Here is a 16,319-nt window from a genome sequence, read left to right on the forward strand (position 1 = left end):
TTGATTTGAAATCATCCGAGACACCACCTGAAATTTATACTTTTATTATACAAAAAATCAGGATGCCTTTCCTCAATATTGAGGAAAGGCATCCTGATTTTAGATATTGGACTTTTTCAGTGGCCTCTTTTTATGAGGGATGTCTTTTTTATTAGCACCCTATGATTTACATTATTCTGAATATGTTATCTCATGGGGTGAATAATTAAGGGGACTAAACTAACTATAATCTAAATGATTTATCCAATTAAACGTTAATCAGTAGAATAACTTAGAGAGTGATGTGATTACGCTAGGGCTATGTTCTTACTTAGAAGTCTTGATGGTTGTAAACTGCCAGAATTATTGTAAAATGAACAAGGGAATTATGAAAAACATTACATAAAGAACTATTAATGTACACACGAGCTCTATTATTTCCATCTAAAAAAGGAGAGAACATTCATGACCCAAGCTCAGGCGATCCAGGAAGCACCGGATCGTGCGAAGCGGCTTTGGCTGGCATTTATACTCGGAACACTGTCAGCTTTCGGCCCATTCTCACTCGATATGTATCTGCCTGCACTCACCATTCTGGCAGATGATTTAAACACAACTGCATCCTATGCCCAGCTTAGTCTTACCGCTTGTATGCTGGGACTTGCGCTTGGTCAGTTAGTAGCAGGACCAATCAGCGATGCGAGAGGACGACGTGGACCGCTGCTGATTGGTCTCGGCGTATTTACACTTTCCTCAATCTTATGTTTTATTGCTCCATCTATAGAAATGTTTGTTGTCATGCGTTTTATTCAAGGAGCAGCGGGAGCAGCGGGTATTGTTATCTCAAGAGCCGTGGTTCGTGACTTGTATTCGGGCACAGAGCTCACGAAATTCTTTTCCTTACTTATGCTCATCAACGGAGCGGCACCCATCCTTGCACCGATTGCAGGTGGTCAGTTGCTCACGGTGACTTCTTGGCGAGGGGTATTCGTAGTCCTCACCGTCATCGGGGTATTATCCCTGATTGGAGTTATCCTTGGTCTGCCTGAGTCACTATCGAAAAATCAGCGTACTCAAGGCGGTCTGCAACAGACGTTCCGTGCTTTCGGTACGATCATGAAAGATCGGGTGTTCATGGGCTATGCTCTTTGCCAAGGATTTGTAGGAGCTGCTATGTTTGCCTATATATCAGGCTCGCCTTTTGTTCTTCAAAAAATCTATGAAGTCAGCCCTCAAACCTACAGCTTGATCTTTGCTATGAATGGAGCGGGTATTATTATTGCGAGTCAGATTGCGGGAAGACTTGCAGGACGTGTGGGAGAAACAAGACTGCTGATTGCAGGCTTGTCCCTTGCCGGGATCGGCGGAATCAGCTTACTTCTTGCCATCTTAGCAGATGCTCCGCTGGTTGGTATTTTGATCCCGTTATTCCTAGTGGTTTCTTGTGTTGGTATTGTAAATACCGCAACTTTCGGACTTGCGATGCAGAATCAGAAGAATTCTGCGGGCAGTGCATCGGCTTTGCTTGGTGTTCTTATGTTCCTATTCGGAGGACTGGTAGCTCCTCTCGTCGGAATTGGCGGCGAAGATACGGCAGTACCGATGGGGATTGTGATTGCAACTGCTGAAGTGCTTGCCATTGCCCTGTATATACTCATGGTCAGATCGCGTTCGCGGAAATAGGACCATTCAAATTTTATTAAAGAAGAGGGGATTCTTGATCCTTTCTTCTTTTTGGTTTAGCCTTTTGTAGTGGACTATTTTAGAACGTGCAGTGATATGATCAAGAATATCGAGCGTATTTCGCTCGTGAAAGTTGATTTTTGTTCATAATTCATCTGGTATATCCTGTTTTTCAGAAAAAGTATGACCCGTCTGGGCTATTCTCTTGCTCTGGAAGGTTGGGTTATGCTGAGTCGTAAGTGAGTGTTACATAAAACTGCTCGAAGAGAAAGGATCGATAATGAAAATGATGAAAAAAGGAATTCTTACGCTGGTTCTGTTTTTAGTGCTGTTGCCAGGCGCTGCTTTTGCACATACGGGTCTAGAAAGTGCTGTCCCTGGAAATGGAGATACGGTGACTTCTGCACTGGATGAATTAGTCCTTACGTTTGAAACACCGATTGAGCCGCTTAGTGAGATTAAAGTAGTAAATGAAGAAGGCAACGAAATGGACCTAGCGAATATTGAGGTCAAAGAAAATACACTTACAGCGAAGTTAAGTGAACCGCTGCCGAATGGAGCTTATAAGGTAGACTGGACGATTGTTGGGGAAGATGGGCATACCATTAATAATGAATATGCATTTACCGTAGATGCACCGGTGGAGCCGGAACAGCCGGACAATACTGCTGTCGAGGATGAAAATACAGGAGCGGATACACCTGTAACAAGCGAAGACACAGTAGATGAACAAAATAATACAGCAGCACCTGTAGCAGATGATGCGCAAGAAACAGAAGCTGGCAATACAGGAAATGCAGGAATTTGGATTGCACTCATCGTTGTTGTTATTATTGCGGCTGCCTATGTTGCCCTACGACGTAAAGGGAAAAAATAAAAATGGGCTTTCTTAGCGAAGGTCTGCTATATATCTGTTATGCGTTTCTTATGGGAAGTTTGATTGTTCATCTTGTTCCGGGTAATGCAAAACCGGGGCTCCGTATCCCGCGTCAAGCGGTGATATGGAGTATCGCGGGGACAATGGTTTTAGCTTTTGCACCGCTGCTCCAGATTATTATTCGTTTTGGTTCAGGTATTGGATATGGAAAAGCACTGTCCACCGTACTATTCTCTTTCAAAGAGGGGAAAGCATATCTCCTGGTATTTGGACTCTGTTTATTATTACTCCTTACCTTTTTACTGATAAAAGATGCGCTCCAGAATAAAAAGATACTCTATCCATCTTTGCTGATTGTTCTGTGTATCATTGCAACATTCGGCTATGCGAGCCACTTAGGTGCTATTGGAGGATTTAAGGGAGCTGTCATTCAGACGGTTCATATGCTTTCTATGGCTGTATGGGCGGGAGTGCTTTTTGCTGTTGCGTGGTTTACAGCAGAAGCCCGGCACTGGGATCGTTTTCTGAAATGGTTCACCCCAGTATCGATCGGTTGTGTCGTACTTATCCTGGTATCGGGACTGCTTACGATGAGCTATACGGTACCTGAATATGTAAACTCCTGGATTCTGCCGTATGGGCAGGCACTGTTAATGAAACATTTACTGTTTGTTCCGATTATTATTTGTGGGTTCTGTAATGGATTTTTGATTCGGAGTAAAATGAAACAGAATCAAGGTTTTGCTGTCATTCCTTGGCTCAAAGCAGAAACCATTCTTATTCTATTTGTGCTCTTGTTCACGGCCTTAATGTCGCAGGAAGCACCAGCCCACACGGTTGCTGAAACACTGCAGTACAACGATGCGTCGGCCATATTCATGATGCTTCATCCTGAAGCTAGTGTACCGCTGAACTGGGGAATTACGATCCCAGCGGCTGCTCTTGCAGGGGTTGCTCTACTTATCCTTGCGGGAATGATAATCTCATTCACGAACAAAAAAGCAAGCCCCGCGATGTTACTGATTCTCGGATTTGTTTTTGTACTCACGGCTTACGGAAGCCTAATGCTAAGTGTACAATAGTACGCACCAAGTGGAAGATAGATTGGTTATCGATACCGCCTTTATTTCAAGAATAAAGGTGGTATTTTTATTTACAAATAGATAGGAGCATATATAATGAAGCTTATGGAACCTATAATGATTCATAAAGTGTTGTCGAATGAGACAAGGCGGGATATTCTTGAATGGCTCAAAAAACCCGAAGAACATTTCGGTGATCGGTACCATGCTCCTCCTAATGGAGATCTGACAAAAGGAGTATGTGTAGGAGATATTCAAGCGAAGGCAGGGCTTGCACAATCCGTTATTTCGAATTATTTATTATCGATGCAAAAGGCCGGCCTGCTCTTGTCAGAACGTGTTGGTCAGTGGACATATTACAGACGAAATGAAGAGGTAATTCAGCAGTTTTGTGATGAACTCAAAAAAAATCTATAAGAAAGGAGGCTTTTTTTCTTTATAATTATCTAGATTCCTAGATATAAAGATACGTATGAGCAGCAAAAACTCCTCTTCCTATTTATGATACAATGACAAAAAAAGAGAAGAGACAAAGAGGAGGGGTAACATGGTACGCTTCGGTATTATTGGTACAAACACGATTACAGAGCGTTTTCTAGAGGCGGCAAGCACGCTCACCGATTTCAAGCTTACGGCTGTTTATTCACGGACGGAGAAACGTGCTAAGGAATTTGCTGAGAAGCACGGTGCGGAATTTATTTATACGAATTTGGAACATATGGCTGCGAGTGAAGAACTCGATGCTGTCTACATTGCCAGCCCCAATTCATTACATAGTGAACAAGCGATCCTCATGATGAATCATGGGAAGCATGTTTTGTGTGAGAAACCGATTGCTTCTAACAGTAAACAGCTTCAGGATATGCTGGACGCAGCTGCGGCGAATCAGGTTGTGCTAATGGAAGCGATGAAATCAACACTTCTTCCGGGGTTTGCAAGAATCCAAGAAGAGCTGCCTAAGCTGGGAACGGTTCGTAAATTTAATGTGAACTATTGTCAGTATTCCTCTCGCTATGATGCATATAAAGAAGGTAAGGTTCTTAATGCTTTTAAGCCGGAGTTCTCTAACGGCTCCCTGATGGATATTGGAGTTTATTGCATCTACCCGATGGTCGTTCTGTTTGGCCAACCTGAGAATATCAAAGCAACCAGTGTGATGCTTGATTCGGGTGTAGATGGTGAGGGAAGTATCGTGTTGCAGTACAAAGAAATGGAAGGAGTTATTACATACTCCAAAATAACGAACTCTTATCTGCCATCCGAAATTCAGGGTGAAGAGGGAAGCATGGTTATTGACCATATTAGTACGCCTGGAAAAGTGCAGATTCATTATCGACAGGGTGAAACAGAGACGATCTCGGAAGTATCGAATGAACCTGCTATGAAGTACGAGGCAGCGGAGTTTATCCGTCTTGTACAAAGCGGAGAGCTGGAATCACCTGTGAATTCACATCATCATTCCAGTGTAACCATGGCGATCATGGACACGGTTCGAAGACAGATTGGGCTTGTCTACCCTGCGGATCGCTAAAATAGAGAATAAAAAGATACCCGGTACGCAGAACGAAAGGCGGCCGGGTTATTTGCATCTTTTTATTTAGGAATAATTAGTGTACTGCATGAAGGGTGTTATCCAGTAGAAGAGCTGCTTCTTCAGGCGAAATATTTCGAGCGGTTATGAGTTCGCTGATTACAAGTTTACGTGCATTGTTCAGCATGTTTTTGTCAGTCCAGCCAAGTGTCTTTTTTGAACTCAGATGACTCAAATCACGGATGACTTGCAGCTCCAAATTGAGTTCACCTGTTTTAAGTTTATTCAGCAGATTTTGCTGTCTTGCCGTAGGATTGGAGGGGAGTTCTGAACATTGTTCCAAAAGCACGGATCGTGCGCTTTCCAGCATTTCCTCATCCGCAATATTCCGGATGCCAAGCGATTCAGCATTATGGATAGGAAACGAGACTTCCATTACCGGATGCTCAATGGTCACCTGGTAATACCATTTTTTCTCCCCGAGAAATTCCTTCTCTTCCATAGCCTCAATATGACCTGCACCGTACATGGGGTAGAAAATATAATCGCCTACTTGAAACATAGATAAAACTTCCTTTCCGAAGACCTTGAAATGAAAAAAAGACCCTGATTTAGTTGGGTGTTCGCCGTGAGTTATTCTTCTATTATAGCATACGTGTGAAATCGGCCTGTTTTCAGTGAGGTTGGAGTAAGGGGATAACGGTGTTTCCAAGCTCTCTGCTCCGCTTGTTTTGTCTGGACATAAGTGGATTCGCAGAAGTAATGGTCCAGCCAAAGCGCAGAGAACTAGGAATCACCTAAATCCCCGTAGTCCAACCTTTGTTTCAAAAGGGCCGAGTTCAAAGTAATGCGGTGGAGTAAGGGGAGGACGGTGTTTCCAAGCTCTCTGCTCCGCTTGTTTTGTCTGGACATAAGTGGATTCGCAGAAGTAATGGTCCAGCCAAAGCCAAAAGTCGCAGAGATCTAGGAATCACCTAAAACCCCGGAGTCCAACCTTTGTTTCAAAAGGGCCGAGTTCAAAGTAATGCGGTGGAGTATGGAGATAGCGGTGTTTCCAAGCTCCCTGCTCCACTTGTTTTGTCTGGACATAAGTGAGTTCGAAGAAGCAATGGTCCAGCCAAAGCCAAAAGTCGCAGCGATCTAGGAACCACCTAGATCCCCGGAGTCCAACCTTACTTTCAAAAGGCCGAGTTCAAAGTTATGCGGTTGGAGTAGGGGGATAGCGGTGTTTCCAAGCTCTCTGCTCCGCTTGTTTTGTCTGGACATAAGTGGATTCGCAGAAGCAATGGTCCAGCCAAAGCCAAAAGTCGCAGAGATCTAGGAATCACCTAAATCCCCTGATGTCCAAGCTAACTTTCAAAAGGGCCGAGTTCAAAGTAATGCGACAACAAAAAACCGGCTGAACGGTTTGGGGAACCATCCAGCCGGTACGGAGGATATTTCATTAGAGGGGGAGGTTCGATTTTTTGATTTCTGCGGAGAGTTGCTCTGGATATCCATATGTTCCGTGTTCACTCAGATCAAGACCAACCAGCTCTTCCTCTTCGGATACGCGGATACCGATCGTTTTCTTCATAACCCACAATATTGCGAAGGATACAGCGAAGGCGTAGATCGCACAAGTAACAACACCAAGTGTCTGAACTCCCAGCTGACCGAAGCCGCCGCCATAGAATAGACCCGGGTTACCTACACCTAGCTTATCGACCAGTTCAGGAGTAGCGAAGAAACCAGTGGACAGTGTACCCCAGATTCCCGCAGTACCATGAGCAGACAAGGCTGCGATGGGATCATCAATTCTCATTTTCTCGAAGAAGCGGATACTGAAGAATACGAGGATGCCGGCAATCAGACCGATTACAATGGCAGCCCAGGAATCTACATAAGCACAAGACGCGGTGATCGCAACGAGTCCTGCAAGTGCGCCGTTTAACATCATACCTACATCAGCTTTACCCATAAAGGCCCAAGCAACGAGGAGAGCTGCAACAGCACCGGCAGCGGCACCAAGCTGTGTATTGATGGCAACAAATCCGAAGAAACTTCCATCTTCCACGGTTAGTGTACTGCCTGCATTAAATCCGAACCAGCCTACCCATAGAATCATCACGCCGAGTGTCGTAAACACTTGGTTATGACCGGGCATATGATTTGGCTTACCATCTTTATTGTATTTACCAATACGCGGTTTTAACAGGATTGTTGCCGCCAACGCTGCACAAGCCCCTGTTAGATGAACTACAGTGGAACCAGCAAAGTCTTGGTCTCCATGTTCAGAGAGCCAGCCGCCGCCCCAAATCCAGTGAGCAATGACAGGATATACAAGTACGGAGAAGAGTACAGCGAAGATGAGATACGCGGATAATTTCGCTCTTTCGGCAAAACCGCCCCAAGCGATGGACATGGATACGGCAGCAAAAGCAAGTTGGAAGATGAACATAACGCTTGGAGCTACGGTGTCTTCTGCAGAAGAGCCTGTGACATTAAATGCGAAGTAATCGCCCCAACCAATGATTGCATTCCCTTGACCGCCAAAGATCAGAGCATAACCCACTGCCCAAAACACGATCGATACGATACCGACTGTAAAAATCGTCTTGCCTGCAACGTGACCGGCATTCTTCATTCGAGTAGAACCTGCTTCAAGAAGAATGAATCCGCCTTGCATGAATAATACCAAAATGGCTCCCAGCATGACCCAAACACTGTTTATTCCGATGACCTCCATCTTGAACCACTCCTTGTTTGTATAAAATGACTTGCATCACGCTGCTGACTGCAATATGAGAATGTGGTTTATATCCGACCATTCTCATAAATGGCAAAGTTTGTTTTTAAGGCTTTGACCGTATTTTAGAGGGTAAATCACACTTTGTCAATATATCTAACATAACAATCTCTAAATTTTATTTTGTGCACACATTAATTGTATTATTGTTTGCACTTTATTACATCTATATTAAAACAAACGCATTATTTGTGCGAAATTGAATAGATATTAGGATGGATAAGCTCAAAAAAGAGAGGGTTTACATTAAATCACTAATATATAACATGTATATGACACAGAAGATTTTTATAAATTTTTTGTTTTTTTGCAACGAAGAGCCTAGAAAAACGTATGAAAATTGGGCTTTTTTCATTAATATATAGATAGGAGCTATTGGATCGTAAGAAAGGGATGCATATATGGAACAAGAGAGAGTTTGGCCAGACAGATTTAAGCGTTTATTTCTCAATAATAAATTTGTTCTTTTTTTGTTGATCATCTTATTAATCGGTCTCAATATTATGGTCTTTACCAAAGTTTCATTCGTTTTTCGGCCTTTAGAAGTTTTGCTCAGGACCATTGTGATACCGATTTTATTAACAGGTGTAGTGTATTATTTACTGAATCCGCTGGTGGACATATTAGAACGCCGAGGTTTAAAAAGGGTATATTCGATTCTGATCTTATATCTTTTAATTGCAGCTATTATTACGATTGTAATCCTTGCGGTCGTTCCCGTTGTACGGCAACAGATTGAGGACTTAATTCTTAATTTTCCAAGATATTATGAGAATGTAGCCTTTCAGTTTGAACAGTTTATTGGAAGTCAGTACCTGACACAGATTCAAAGCGCTGTTAATTTCGATTTGGATAGCATCATTCAGGACTTATCTAAACAGGCGAGTACTATTCTTGATACCACTTTTTCAGGAATTGGCGGTTTCTTAGGAATCCTAACAGAGACCGTGCTTACCATTGTCACCGTGCCGTTTATTCTTTTCTATTTATTAAAAGACGGCAAAAAACTGCCTAATTATCTGTTGTCCTTCCTGCCAACAAAGATGCGGCCAGGGACAACTCGAATTCTTTCGGAATCCAATCATCAGATCAGCTCGTATATTCGCGGGCAGATTATCGTGAGTTTCTGTATTGGTGTTCTGCTGTATATTGGCTATGTCATTATCGGTCTTGATTATGCGCTCATCCTTGCTGTGATTGCTGCCTTTACGAGTATTGTTCCTTATCTCGGACCGGCAATTGCGATCACACCTGCGCTTCTCGTTGCCGCCTTTACTTCGCCGGTGATGCTGCTGAAAATGATCGCCGTTTGGACGATTGTTCAACTGATAGAAGGGAAATTCATATCCCCGCAGATTATGGGAAAATCGCTTAAAGTGCATCCCATTACCATTATCTTTGTCATTCTGACTGCAGGAAATTTGTTTGGAGTGGTGGGGATCTTGCTGGCCGTACCCGGTTATGCCGTTCTCAAAGTGCTCTTCACCCATCTATTCCATTGGTTCAGGGATGGTTCGGGGCTCTACGATCAGGATATAAAATAAAAAGAAGCATTCTTGCAGACTTTAACTGCATGAATGCTTCTTTTTATTTTTGAAGAAGGTAAACCGATGTTACTCGTGTTTAATATGCTGAAGAGTCTGGATGAAGATTTGTTCAATATGTCCATCGTCGAGCGAATAATATACGGTTTTTCCTTCTTTGCGCCGCTTCACGATACGCATGTTGCGCAGGGAACGAAGCTGATGAGAAATGGCGGATTGTCCCATATCCAAAAGTACTGTGAGATCATGAACGCATAATTCTCTCTGTAATAATGCATCAATAATACGAAGGCGGGTCGGATCACTAAATGCCTTAAACCAGTCAGCCATTTGTACCGACGTTGTTTTATCAAGCAAGGAGTTTCTAAGGTTATCTAGTGATGTATCCGAACCAGAGCATGTTGCATCACAATCTTCGATCGGTATTATTTTTTGATTTTCCATGTGTTTCACCGCCTCTTATATTGTTTTATTATAGCCAAAATAAGGGGAAGTGTATAAATATATATTTTTTGCTCCAAGTATCATTGACTTCATCTTTGACAGGTGCATATAATAAATCCATAAACATATGAACAGTTGCTCATATATTACTTTTAACGATTTCCATGGGAAGTCAGAGGAGATGACAGAGCGTGAGTAATGAAACCAAACAAGTAAAATATGAACTGCTTTTGGATGGTCTTGACTGTGCGAACTGTGCAATGAAGATTGAGAATGGGGTTAGTAAACTGCAAGGAGTCACTTCTGCAACAGTTAATTTTGCAACATGTAAAATGATTCTAACTGTAGAAGATGAGACAGAAGAAGATGTCATTACAGAAGCAAAACGTAAAATTAAGCAGCTCGATTCACATATTAAAGTTTCCGTCGTAGGAGAGAGAACCCCTCAAAAAGAGGGCGAAAAAGATCAACATGTCCATAATCATGATGCCCATGATCACCACGGACATGATCATAGCCACGACGAAGCGGACGGGCATGAAGGACATAGTCATGATCATAGTTCAGCCCAAATGCGTAAAGTTGCTGTACGGCTTGGTGCAGGGACGATACTTGCTGTTCTCGCAGCACTGCTGCCGATGGGTGGCTGGGCCGAGGTCTCCTTGTTTGTGCTTGCTTATCTGCTGATTGGCGGAGATGTTTTATGGCAGGCAGTTCGCAATATAGCCAGAGGTCAGGTATTTGATGAATTCTTCCTGATGTCCATTGCTACGTTGGGCGCGTTTGCAATTCGGGAATACCCGGAAGCTGTCGCTGTCATGTTGTTTTATCAGATTGGAGAGATGTTTCAGAGTCTTGCTGTAAACCGTTCACGTAAGTCCATTCAGTCATTAATGAATATACGGCCGGACTATGCAAACGTGGAGACAGACCAAGGCACTCGTAAAATCTCACCTGAACAAGTCGAAATAGGGAATGTCATTATAGTGAAACCCGGAGAGCGGGTACCGCTTGATGGAATCGTAATATCAGGGACCTCTATGCTCGATACCTCTGCGCTGACAGGAGAGTCTCTTCCTAGAGAAGCAGAGCCGGGCAGTGAGATGCTGAGTGGTTTTGTTAATCTGAATGGTGTTCTAAAAATAGAAGTAACCAAATCTTACGGTGAGTCCACGGTATCGAAAATTCTGGATCTTGTCCAAAATGCATCAAACAAAAAAGCACCTACGGAGACATTTATTAATAAATTTGCAAGGGTATATACTCCGATTGTCGTCATTGTAGCCCTGTTGTTAGCCATCATCCCACCGCTTGTGATCAGTGGTGCTGAATTCTCAGATTGGCTCTATCGGGCGCTGATCTTTCTTGTTATCTCCTGTCCTTGTGCACTTGTTGTTTCCATTCCGCTTGGATTTTTTGGAGGCATTGGAGCGGCGTCCAAAGCAGGTGTACTTGTGAAAGGTGGGAATTATCTCGAAGCTTTGAGTCAAGTAAAGACAGTCGTATTTGATAAAACGGGAACTCTTACCGAGGGAGTGTTTGAAGTATCCGGAATTTATCCTTCTCGTAAGTTTCTTGCTTCTGCTAGTTCGGAAGAGGATGCCAAACAACAACTATTAGAATATACGGCTTATACAGAACTGCATTCCCATCATCCGATCGCGGCATCTATTCGGAAAGCATATCAAGAAGCGCTTCAAGAAGAGCGGGTTACAGATTATGAGGAATTATCAGGTTATGGAATTAGGGCCAGGGTGGATGATCATATCATCTTTGCAGGGAATACGAAACTCATGAAACAGCAAGAAATTGCCTATGAGGATGCAGCAGCATACGGTACAGTTATTCATGTGGCAGTTGATGATACGTATGCAGGTCATCTTGTTATCTCTGACCGAATCAAGGCAGATGCTGCCCGTGCGCTGGATGATCTTCGTTCCCTCTCGATCCATAAAACAGTGATGCTTACTGGGGACGTGCGCTCCGTTGCCGAATCTGTTGCGAGGGAACTTGGAGTAGATGAGGTGCATGCAGAACTGCTTCCACAGCATAAGGTGGAACAGATGGAACGGATTACTGCTTCAAAAGATTCGAAAGAGAAAGTGATGTTTGTTGGTGATGGCATTAATGATACGCCTGTTCTTGCTCAGGCTGATGTGGGTGTTGCGATGGGAGGTCTTGGGTCGGATGCGGCGATCGAAGCTGCTGATATTGTCATCATGACGGATGAACCTTCTAAGATCGCAACGGCGATTCGTATTGCGAAACGGACCCGAGCTATTGTGTGGCAAAATATCATCTTTGCACTGGGTGTTAAGGCGATTTTCCTCATCCTCGGTGCATTTGGGATAGCAACCATGTGGGAAGCTGTCTTCTCTGATGTGGGAGTGACTGTTCTTGCTGTACTGAACGCTATGCGTATCTTGCGATACAAAGAACCTGCTTGAGCAGTTATATAGCAACCTATTTACGCTTTAAAATGAAGCCTCATCCTTTTTAATGGATGAGGCTTTTTTTACGGTTCGTTTTATGTTTGTCTATTTACCAAATTCCGGTTCCCCCCGTAGATTTCATGAGATAATTCATATTCTACACACAGGAACATGGGCGAAAAATGTTAGTGATTATTGTTTTGATTGCTGTCAGCGGGATATTACTTTATAAGAGATAACAATTATATAAGTCTTTTTTTTCATAGATCATTTTAACTACTAATTCGACTGGAGGTCATAAGATGTTATTACAGCATTTATATATTAACGGACAATGGAGAGAAGCAAAATCCTATACAACACTCCTTTCACCTTACAGTGAAGAGACGATCGCACAAGTTGCTATTGCATCAGAACAAGATGTAGAGGAGGCAGTTGAAGGTGCAGTGGAAGCCTATAAAGTGATGCGCAAGATGCCTGCACACGAACGTTCTTCCATCCTTGCTAAAGTTGCAGAGCTTTTAGAAGAGCGGAAAGAGGAAGCTTCCGAGCTAATCGCTAAAGAGGCTGCAAAACCTCTCAAGGCAGCAAAGGCTGAGGTGGATCGGACGATTGAAACGTATCGTTTTGCAGCAGAAGAAGCAAAACGAATTCAGGGCGAGACGATCCCTATGGATGCAGCAGCTGGCGGTGAGGGAAGGATTGCATACACGGTAAAAGAACCTGTCGGTGTGGTCGGAGCGATCACGCCATTTAATTTTCCGATGAATCTGGTTGCACATAAGCTTGGACCTGCCATTGCAGCTGGGAATACGATCGTGTTAAAACCTGCAGGACAGACACCTTTGTCGGCCTACCTGATTGCGGAACTGTTTGAAAAAGCAGGCTTGCCCAAAGGTGCACTTCAGGTGGTCAGCGGTAATGGGAAAATGATTGGGGATATGCTGGTTACCGACCCGCGTGTGAAACATATAACATTTACGGGCAGTCCAAAAGTTGGAACTGGAATTCGAGAGAAAGCAGGCTTAAAAGGGGTGACACTTGAACTTGGCTCGAATGCTGCGGTCATTATTGATAAAGAACCAGGAGATTTAGAAGCCATTGCAGATCGGGTGACAGCCGGTGCTTACTCTTACCAAGGTCAGGTATGTATCTCTGTGCAGCGAGTGTATGTGCATGAAGAAGTTGCCGATACTTTTACCAAACTTTTAGCTGAGAAAGTCTCTAAGCTGCGTACAGGCGATCCTTTGGACCCAAATACCGATGTATCAGCGCTCATTACAGAGGAAGATACACAGCGAGTAAGGGACTGGATTCAGGAAGCAAAGGCAGAGGGGGCGAGAATAGTGATTGGCGGAGAAGTGGAAGGCCGGGTGCTTAAACCTACCATTCTAACCCATGTTCCGCTTTCTGCAAAAGTTTCCTGTCAGGAGGTATTTGGACCGGTCATGGTAGTTCATAGCGTGAGCTCTATAACAGAAGCGATCCAGCTGGTGAACGATTCCGTGTATGGACTTCAAGCTGGTATTTTCACACAAAACATAAATGATGCGATGGAAGCAGCAGATACACTCGAGGTGGGTGGCGTGATGATTAATGATATTCCTACTTTTCGTGTAGACCATATGCCTTACGGGGGTGTGAAACAAAGTGGATTCGGCAGGGAAGGTATCAAATATGCTCTGGATGCAATGACTGAACTGAAACTTGTCGTTATTCATCGAAATTAGAACGCTGTTTCATGTTAATTTTCTTATAACTAGGTTCATTTTGAGCAGAATGGGTAACTAACCATATATAGTAAAATGAGAAGTTCGTACGTTCAAATGTACTTAATCCCATAGAAAATCACCGAGAATAAACAATCATTACAAATCAAAAACAGCAGGAAGGGGGTGTGAGCGTTGCAGTATACACTAGATGATCTTTCCTCTTTTACAGGAGTGGATCAAGAGACGTTAACTTCCTATGAGGAAGAAGGTTTACTCGAATCACACGGGGACTTAGATCATTCACCGATATATGGATATGATAGCTTGCTTGCGCTTCAGCAGATTATGTTATACAGGGAACGGTCTTTGACCGTTAATCAAATTAAAGAACGAATGCAATCGGAACCGAAGGAACTACTGGGTAGATTGCATGATCATCGTCTACATTTACTCAGGGAATCTTCTCGAATTCATACGTTAATTCAGTCTGTAGATGAAACGATTGAGTCTTTAGAACTCCATAAGGAGGTCGAACCTGATCATTTATTTAGAGGTTTCAGCGAGGAGAAACGAAGTGAAAAAAAGGTGCCAAACCGCTCCTCAAGAGAAATTGAGATGGAGTTAAGTAACTCTACTACTCTGGTGCAGGAAGAATATTTATCATCCCAGGAGACGTTGGATATGATTAATGAACAGCTCCAACAGGCGATGGAGAGGGGACTCACACCTGCAAGTGAGGAAGTACAAAGAACGGTACGAATGCATTTAGATTGGGTTAAACAATTTTATACTCCGACGGCAACGATATATAAAGGCCTGGCAGATCTTTACGTGGACAAGATACAGTACAGGGAGATATATAATCGTTACCATCCGGGGATGGCAGAGTATATGCGCGACAGTATGCTCGTGCTGGCAGATCGGGAACTAGAGTAAGTGTAATCCTATAAAAAAACAGGCACCTTGAGATCAGTCTCGAGGTGCCTGTTTTTTAACGCTCTATTTATCTTATAGCTGTGCTGATAAAATTTCCACGAACTGTTCCAAAAATTCCTGATCCGCTTGGTCAAAACGGGATAAATGGGGGCTGTCTATATCCAGTACACCGAACAATTCTCCATTTTTCACAATAGGAACGACAATTTCACTTTTGGTTGCTTCATCACAAGCGATATGTCCAGGGAATTCATTCACGTTCTCCACCCGTATCGTGCGGCGCTGCTCAGCGGAAGTTCCGCATACGCCTCTTCCTATACCAATACGAATACAAGCAGGAAGACCTTGGAAAGGCCCCAAAACGAGTTCCTTACCATCATAAATATAAAATCCAACCCAGTTGATATCTGTTAAAAATACATTAAGCAAAGCAGAAGCGTTTGCCATATTGGCTATTGCATTAGGTTCATCATAGATTAAGCCTTTTAACTGACTGAGGACGGTATTGTATTGTTCCTCCCGTGTTCCTTCGTAGGCAGTGGTTTGAAATGACATGTGTAATCCCCTTCCAGAAGTCGCTAGTATTATGTTTCACATGTGTATAATGAGCAAAAATCATTATTATATCTAATTAATTGTATGTGATTGATCTCACGTAAGCAAGGGTAATGATGAAGTAAACGAAGGAAGTTTTATAAAATATACAATGGATATCATTCTATGTTGGTAGGCTATTTTAATCACAGAGAGGAGTTATTATATGCTTGCAGATACACAAAATTTATTTATCCGGATTCACATGCTTCACATGGCCCAAAGTGAAGATTTAACGGTAACTGGCGTACTTACCAAACTCGAAACACAAGGTTACAGAGTAGGTGAGCGTGAAGTGAAACAAGAGCTGGAGAGACTTACACAAGAAAATTTCCTGACTTCTCACGATGATAAATTTAGTATCACAGGAGCAGGAATTGCAGAATTTAAAGAAGTTCGTACCCTGCTTGGATCGGTCACGGCAGAGGTTGTTGAAACAGAAACTGTCTAGTTCGTTCCCATCCATCATATGATAAGAAAAAGAAAAAGCGCGTGCACCTCTATGGATGAACTGAACCCTATTAAGTAGACAGTTTTAAAAAAAGGATGCGCTGCTGTTTAAGCGGCAATGAGATGACTTCGGTATGCTGCGAGGCCACTGAAAAAGTCCAATATCTAAAATCAGGATGCCTTTCCTCAATATTGAGGAAAGGCATCCTGATTTTTTGTATAATAAAAGTATAAATTTCAGGTGGTGTCTCGGATGATTTCAAATCA

At 43.1% G+C, this 16,319-nt stretch carries 15 protein-coding genes; 10 read left to right on the top strand and 5 right to left on the bottom strand.

What is annotated here, in order from left to right:
• Positions 1 to 444: 444 nt before the first annotated feature.
• The 5 genes from PV403_RS24265 to PV403_RS24285 all read left to right on the top strand — a co-directional run bounded on the left by PV403_RS24265 (position 445) and on the right by PV403_RS24285 (position 5,152).
• Entirely contained in the window at positions 445 to 1,662 is a 1,218-nt protein-coding gene (locus tag PV403_RS24265; protein WP_332086224.1) for a multidrug effflux MFS transporter, read from the top strand.
• Between the two features lie 280 nt (positions 1,663 to 1,942).
• Positions 1,943 to 2,539, top strand: coding sequence for a copper resistance CopC family protein (locus PV403_RS24270; protein ID WP_213534879.1), 597 nt, complete (start codon positions 1,943 to 1,945; stop codon positions 2,537 to 2,539).
• 2 nt (positions 2,540 to 2,541) lie between these two features.
• A complete protein-coding gene (locus PV403_RS24275; protein ID WP_332086226.1) occupies positions 2,542 to 3,621 on the top strand; it encodes a copper resistance D family protein in 1,080 nt (359 codons plus the stop codon).
• A gap of 105 nt (positions 3,622 to 3,726) precedes the next feature.
• On the top strand, positions 3,727 to 4,038 hold the full coding sequence (locus PV403_RS24280; protein WP_213534987.1) for an ArsR/SmtB family transcription factor: 312 nt from the start codon (positions 3,727 to 3,729) through the stop codon (positions 4,036 to 4,038).
• Between the two features lie 130 nt (positions 4,039 to 4,168).
• Positions 4,169 to 5,152: a Gfo/Idh/MocA family protein gene (locus tag PV403_RS24285; RefSeq protein ID WP_213534872.1), complete on the top strand. Its 984-nt coding sequence runs from the start codon at positions 4,169 to 4,171 to the stop codon at positions 5,150 to 5,152.
• A gap of 76 nt (positions 5,153 to 5,228) precedes the next feature.
• Here PV403_RS24285 and PV403_RS24290 read toward each other — a convergent pair whose 3' ends face one another.
• Complete coding sequence (locus PV403_RS24290) at positions 5,229 to 5,714, bottom strand: CarD family transcriptional regulator (RefSeq protein ID WP_213534870.1); 486 nt, start codon at positions 5,712 to 5,714, stop codon at positions 5,229 to 5,231.
• An 882-nt stretch (positions 5,715 to 6,596) separates the two neighbouring features.
• The gene (locus PV403_RS24295) at positions 6,597 to 7,880 is read right to left on the bottom strand and encodes an ammonium transporter (protein ID WP_332086227.1); all 1,284 of its coding nucleotides are present in this window, start codon (positions 7,878 to 7,880) and stop codon (positions 6,597 to 6,599) included.
• Between the two features lie 461 nt (positions 7,881 to 8,341).
• On the opposite strand from PV403_RS24295, the gene PV403_RS24300 reads away from it, so the two are divergent.
• Positions 8,342 to 9,484, top strand: a complete 1,143-nt coding sequence (locus tag PV403_RS24300; RefSeq protein WP_332086229.1) for an AI-2E family transporter — start codon at positions 8,342 to 8,344, stop codon at positions 9,482 to 9,484.
• A 69-nt stretch (positions 9,485 to 9,553) separates the two neighbouring features.
• Here PV403_RS24300 and PV403_RS24305 read toward each other — a convergent pair whose 3' ends face one another.
• The gene (locus PV403_RS24305) at positions 9,554 to 9,928 is read right to left on the bottom strand and encodes an ArsR/SmtB family transcription factor (protein WP_191800219.1); all 375 of its coding nucleotides are present in this window, start codon (positions 9,926 to 9,928) and stop codon (positions 9,554 to 9,556) included.
• Between the two features lie 191 nt (positions 9,929 to 10,119).
• On the opposite strand from PV403_RS24305, the gene PV403_RS24310 reads away from it, so the two are divergent.
• The 3 genes from PV403_RS24310 (at position 10,120) to PV403_RS24320 (ending at position 15,008) form a co-directional block, all read left to right on the top strand.
• Entirely contained in the window at positions 10,120 to 12,375 is a 2,256-nt protein-coding gene (locus tag PV403_RS24310; protein ID WP_332086230.1) for a heavy metal translocating P-type ATPase, read from the top strand.
• A 287-nt stretch (positions 12,376 to 12,662) separates the two neighbouring features.
• Positions 12,663 to 14,090, top strand: coding sequence for an aldehyde dehydrogenase family protein (locus PV403_RS24315; RefSeq protein WP_332086231.1), 1,428 nt, complete (start codon positions 12,663 to 12,665; stop codon positions 14,088 to 14,090).
• A 174-nt stretch (positions 14,091 to 14,264) separates the two neighbouring features.
• Positions 14,265 to 15,008, top strand: coding sequence for a MerR family transcriptional regulator (locus tag PV403_RS24320; RefSeq protein WP_332086232.1), 744 nt, complete (start codon positions 14,265 to 14,267; stop codon positions 15,006 to 15,008).
• Positions 15,009 to 15,080: 72 nt separating this feature from the next.
• Here the strand turns inward: PV403_RS24320 and PV403_RS24325 are convergent, their stop codons facing one another.
• Positions 15,081 to 15,563 carry a GAF domain-containing protein gene (locus PV403_RS24325; RefSeq protein WP_332086233.1) on the bottom strand — a complete coding sequence of 161 codons (483 nt, stop codon included), beginning with the start codon at positions 15,561 to 15,563 and terminating at the stop codon, positions 15,081 to 15,083.
• A gap of 205 nt (positions 15,564 to 15,768) precedes the next feature.
• Between PV403_RS24325 and PV403_RS24330 the strand changes: the two genes are divergently transcribed.
• Complete coding sequence (locus PV403_RS24330) at positions 15,769 to 16,053, top strand: hypothetical protein (protein ID WP_213534859.1); 285 nt, start codon at positions 15,769 to 15,771, stop codon at positions 16,051 to 16,053.
• Positions 16,054 to 16,123: 70 nt separating this feature from the next.
• On the opposite strand, the gene PV403_RS24335 is transcribed toward PV403_RS24330, so the two are convergent.
• Positions 16,124 to 16,319, bottom strand: a 196-nt coding sequence (locus PV403_RS24335) for a hypothetical protein (protein WP_332086235.1), incomplete at its 5' end; no start/stop codon positions are given.

Origin of the sequence: Paenibacillus sp. GYB006, assembly GCF_036577645.1 — a bacterium.
Taxonomy (GTDB): domain Bacteria; phylum Bacillota; class Bacilli; order Paenibacillales; family Paenibacillaceae; genus Paenibacillus.

Bases quoted from the DNA above. Each gene is read 5' to 3' on its own strand.
- PV403_RS24265 (WP_332086224.1), top strand. From the start codon at position 445: ATGACCCAAGCTCAGGCGATCCAGGAAGCACCGGATCGTGCGAAGCGG.
- PV403_RS24270 (WP_213534879.1), top strand. From the start codon at position 1,943: ATGAAAATGATGAAAAAAGGAATTCTTACGCTGGTTCTGTTTTTAGTG.
- PV403_RS24275 (WP_332086226.1), top strand. From the start codon at position 2,542: ATGGGCTTTCTTAGCGAAGGTCTGCTATATATCTGTTATGCGTTTCTT.
- PV403_RS24280 (WP_213534987.1), top strand. From the start codon at position 3,727: ATGGAACCTATAATGATTCATAAAGTGTTGTCGAATGAGACAAGGCGG.
- PV403_RS24285 (WP_213534872.1), top strand. From the start codon at position 4,169: ATGGTACGCTTCGGTATTATTGGTACAAACACGATTACAGAGCGTTTT.
- PV403_RS24290 (WP_213534870.1), bottom strand. From the start codon at position 5,714: ATGTTTCAAGTAGGCGATTATATTTTCTACCCCATGTACGGTGCAGGT.
- PV403_RS24295 (WP_332086227.1), bottom strand. From the start codon at position 7,880: ATGGAGGTCATCGGAATAAACAGTGTTTGGGTCATGCTGGGAGCCATT.
- PV403_RS24300 (WP_332086229.1), top strand. From the start codon at position 8,342: ATGGAACAAGAGAGAGTTTGGCCAGACAGATTTAAGCGTTTATTTCTC.
- PV403_RS24305 (WP_191800219.1), bottom strand. From the start codon at position 9,928: ATGGAAAATCAAAAAATAATACCGATCGAAGATTGTGATGCAACATGC.
- PV403_RS24315 (WP_332086231.1), top strand. From the start codon at position 12,663: ATGTTATTACAGCATTTATATATTAACGGACAATGGAGAGAAGCAAAA.
- PV403_RS24325 (WP_332086233.1), bottom strand. From the start codon at position 15,563: ATGTCATTTCAAACCACTGCCTACGAAGGAACACGGGAGGAACAATAC.
- PV403_RS24330 (WP_213534859.1), top strand. From the start codon at position 15,769: ATGCTTGCAGATACACAAAATTTATTTATCCGGATTCACATGCTTCAC.